Annotated in this window: 2 protein-coding genes and 1 pseudogene; all 3 read right to left on the bottom strand. The window is 63.3% G+C overall.

Going from position 1 to position 3,715, the window contains the following annotated elements:
- A pseudogene (locus QZT71_RS12130) lies at positions 1–206 on the bottom strand (oxidoreductase); the annotation flags it as partial.
- Positions 207–216: 10 nt separating this feature from the next.
- Positions 217–3,270 carry a glycoside hydrolase family 2 TIM barrel-domain containing protein gene (locus QZT71_RS12125; protein WP_295916587.1) on the bottom strand — a complete coding sequence of 1,018 codons (3,054 nt, stop codon included), beginning with the start codon at positions 3,268–3,270 and terminating at the stop codon, positions 217–219.
- A gap of 7 nt (positions 3,271–3,277) precedes the next feature.
- A partial coding sequence (locus QZT71_RS12120) for a DUF3656 domain-containing protein (RefSeq protein WP_367112546.1) occupies positions 3,278–3,715 on the bottom strand: 438 nt, incomplete at its 5' end.

Below are 3,715 nucleotides of genomic sequence, written 5' to 3'. Positions count from 1 at the left end.
CATTCGCCGCGCTCGTCGCTGCGCGCATCGCGCAGGAACGCGGCATCGGCCATGCGGCGCCACTCCCCTTCGGGAAGCGTGCGCCGCCAGATGGCCTGCGGTTCGGGACGCCGGACGACATACCGCCCGAAGCGCTCGAGCTTTTCGAAATCGCCCGTGTCGATCAATTCGTAATCCCCGAAAGCGGGTGTCAACTGTTCCTGCATACTCGCTATGTTATTTTACCGTCGGCTTCAGCATGAAGCGGAACGTATAATCGCCGTAGGGAACCCGGAACCGCTCCTCGGGCTGTGCGTGCCAGCTGTCGATACAGCCCAGACCCAGTTGTTTCAGGTCGAAGTTCACGAACGTGGCATCGCGCGCCGTGAGCGTTCCCGAATGCTGCTGGGGCGGGAAGTTCGTCACGTCGAGGTCGGCGGTGGCATAGGGAAGCGCCGAGGCCGAGAAAGGCGTATCGGCAAGAATCGTCAGTCCCGAACCCGCGCTGTCGGCCACCGTCCACCAGCGGATATCGGACTTCGTGCCCGACTCCTGCGGACGCACGTACTCGTTGTGGTACTGGTCGGCGACACGCTGTTCGTAGCGGCCGAAATCGGCCGACGACAGGCGGTCGGCATAATTCTCGTGCGCCCCGCGGCCATAGTAAATCACGCGGTCGTAACGTGCCGGCATCGCCAGCGTCATCCCGAAGCGGTACATGTTGGGAACGTCGGCCGACTTATCGGCGGCCATCTGCTCCGTAACCTCCATTTCGCCCGCACCGTTGATGCGGTAAGTCATCGTCAAGGTCGCTTTCACGGCGGGCAGTTCATAGAGGGCTTTCACGACGGCCACCCCGTCCTCGATTGCGGCGTCGAACTTCGTGAGTTTCAGTTCGGGATTTTTCCACACGGCCTGTTTCAGATGCGTCCGGGCGCCGAGGTCGTTCTCGGTCGGGGCGCGCCAGAACTGCGGACGCAGCTCGGCGCCTTCGGCCATCAGGTCGCGGCCGCCGACGCGGTATGCCGAGAGGAATCCGTCGCGCGAGAAGAACATCTGCCACGTATCGCCCCCGACGCGCGTACCCCGCTCCCAGACCGTCACCTCCACGGGACGCTCCGACGCCGCGAGGCCGAATCCGGCTTTGGAATCGTACTCGCGCACGACGAACTGCTGTTTGGCCACCGTATGGCCGATGTCGAGCAGCGGCTGTTTCTTCTTCAGTTTATAAGCCACGTTCACCAGCACCTCCCGGGCCTGCGGGCAGAAATCGGCGGCCGTAAAGCCCAGCGTATACGTACGGCGCTGCTGCGGGCCGACGTCGAGCCTCGCGATACGTCCCGCCTTGATCACCTCGCCGTCGGCGACAAGCTGCCACTCCAGCTCGCAGTCGTCCAGACCCACGAAGAAATTCTCGTTATAGACCTCGACCTGGCCCTGCGCGAGGTCGATGGGCGTCGTCCAGATATTCTGGTACTGCCGCTGCACCTCGTAGGCATGCGGATGCCACGTGCGGTCGGGGGCGATGATGCCGTTGCAGTTGAACGAGTTGTCGGTAGCGTCGTAATCGTTGAAATCGCCGCCGTAGAGGAACGACACGCGGCCGTCCGGCTCATAGCGTGCGAGCCCCTGGTCGACGAAGTCCCAGATGAACCCGCCCTGGTATGCGGGGTACTTGCGCACCAAATCCCAGTAGTGGTCGAAGCCACCCATCGAGTTGCCCATAGCATGCGCGTACTCGCACTGAATCAGCGGCTTGGAGGGGTTGTTGCGCGCGTATTTCTCGCATTGTTCATAACCCCAGTACATCGGGCAGATGATGTCGGTAAAGGCGCCGTCCTCATAGTATACGGCACGCTCGTAATGCACCGGACGCGAAGCGTCGTACTCCTTGATCCAGCGGTAGACGGCTTCGAAATTGGGGCCCATGCCCGCCTCGTTGCCCATCGACCAGACGATGACCGAGGGGTGGTTCTTGTCGCGCAGCACCATGCGCCGGTTCCGCTCCAGATGGGCCTTTGCATAGGCGGGCTCCTTGGCCAGCGTACGGTCGTCGTAGCCCATGCCGTGCGACTCGAGGTTCGCCTCGTCCACGACATAGATGCCGTACTCGTCGCAGAGTTCGTACCACTGCGGGTCGTTGGGATAGTGGCTCGTGCGCACGGCGTTGATATTCATCTCTTTCATGATGCGGATATCCTCCAACATCCGCTCGCGGCTCACCACATAGCCCCCGATGGGGTCCATCTCGTGACGGTCGGCGCCCTTAATGAGCACGGGCTGCCCGTTCACGAGCAGCTGCGCGCCCTTGATTTCCACCGAGCGGAAGCCCACGCGCTGCATCACGGTTTCCGTCACGCGCTTGCCGTCCGACACGGCGACTTCGAGCGTATAGAGGTTCGGGGTTTCGGCCGACCATTTCGCAGGGTCGGCGACCTCGAATACATGACCGCCCCTGCCGCCCGCAGGCTTCACCTGCGCTTCGGCCACAACGGCACCCGCAGCGTCACGCAGCGCCAGCGCCACCGATTTCACACGGGGCGTGGTCTGCACTTCGACGTGCAGCCGGGCGTCCTTGTATTCGGCATCCAGCTCGGGCGTGATGCGCACATCCTCGAGGTGCGCCTTGTCGCGGGCAATCAGCTCCACGCCGCGGGCGATGCCTGCGAAGCGCCAGAAATCCTGGTCTTCGAGGTAGGTGCCGTCCGACCAGCGGAACATCTGCAGGGCGATGAGGTTTTCGCCCGGCTTCACGAACTTCGTAACGTCGAACTGCGCCGCCAGCTTGCTGTCTTCGCTGTAACCGACGAAGCGGCCGTTGACCCACACATAGACGTTCGACGTGGCCGAGCCTATCGACAGGACGATGTCCTTGCCGCTCCACGACGCAGGCACGTCGAAAGTGCGGCGGTAGGAGCCCACATGGTTCTCGGCATCGGGCACATAGGGCGGGTTATTCTCGAAATTGCCGCGCCATGCATAGCCGATGTTCAGGTAGAGGGGATCGCCGTAGCCGTTCAGCTCCCACATTCCCGGCACGGGCATTGCGCCCCACGCCGCATCGTCGTAATCAGCGGCCCAGATGCCGGAGGGACGCTGCGAGGCGTTGCGCGTCCAGTGGAATTTCCACACGCCGTCGAGCGACAGGCTTTCGCCCGCGTCGAAAGCCGAACGCATCGGCAGCCGGTTGATCTCGTTCACGGCAGGATCCTGCCATTCGCGGCCCGTCTGGGCCCCGGCGAGCGAAGCGCCCATGAGCGCCGCCGCAAGCATTAAAAGAGTTTTTTTCATCATCGGGTTATCGTTTTGGTTTCTTGTTATCGCTTTCCGTACAGTCCGTCAGGCTCATTTCGCAGCGGTCGCAGTCGAAATCCAACCGGTAGCGGGAGGTGCCGCGCTCCAGCCACAATTCGCCCCGCAGGCGGGGATGCTCTTTCAGGCACTCGCCGATTTCGCGGCGGATGCAGTACGCCGAGCGCATCACGCGGTGTCCCGCGGTCGACGCTTCGAGGTCGAGTCCCCGCTCGATATGCCTCACGCCGTGAGCGCGGTAAAACGCTTCGGCAACGCGGTTGGTCACGTTCTCCTCGGCTGCGAGCGTTTCCGCCGGATACGTCGCCGTTCCCTCGGGCAGGATGCGGTGTTCGACGCCCCTGTCCAGGCGTGCCTGCAGCAGCGCGGCGAGCCCCTCGCGGCGCAGTTCCGCCGCCAGCGAAACCGGCACGAACCACTCGCC

Origin of the sequence: uncultured Alistipes sp. (genome assembly GCF_902388705.1) — a bacterium.
Lineage (GTDB): Bacteria > Bacteroidota > Bacteroidia > Bacteroidales > Rikenellaceae > Alistipes.
Note: the sequence above shows the minus strand (reverse complement) of the source record. Positions and strands in the feature narration are given on the sequence as shown.

What these genes read in the sequence shown, in the direction of transcription:
- QZT71_RS12125 (WP_295916587.1), bottom strand. Translation starts at nt 3,270, where the DNA reads ATGAAAAAAACTCTTTTAATGCTTGCGGCGGCGCTCATGGGCGCTTCG.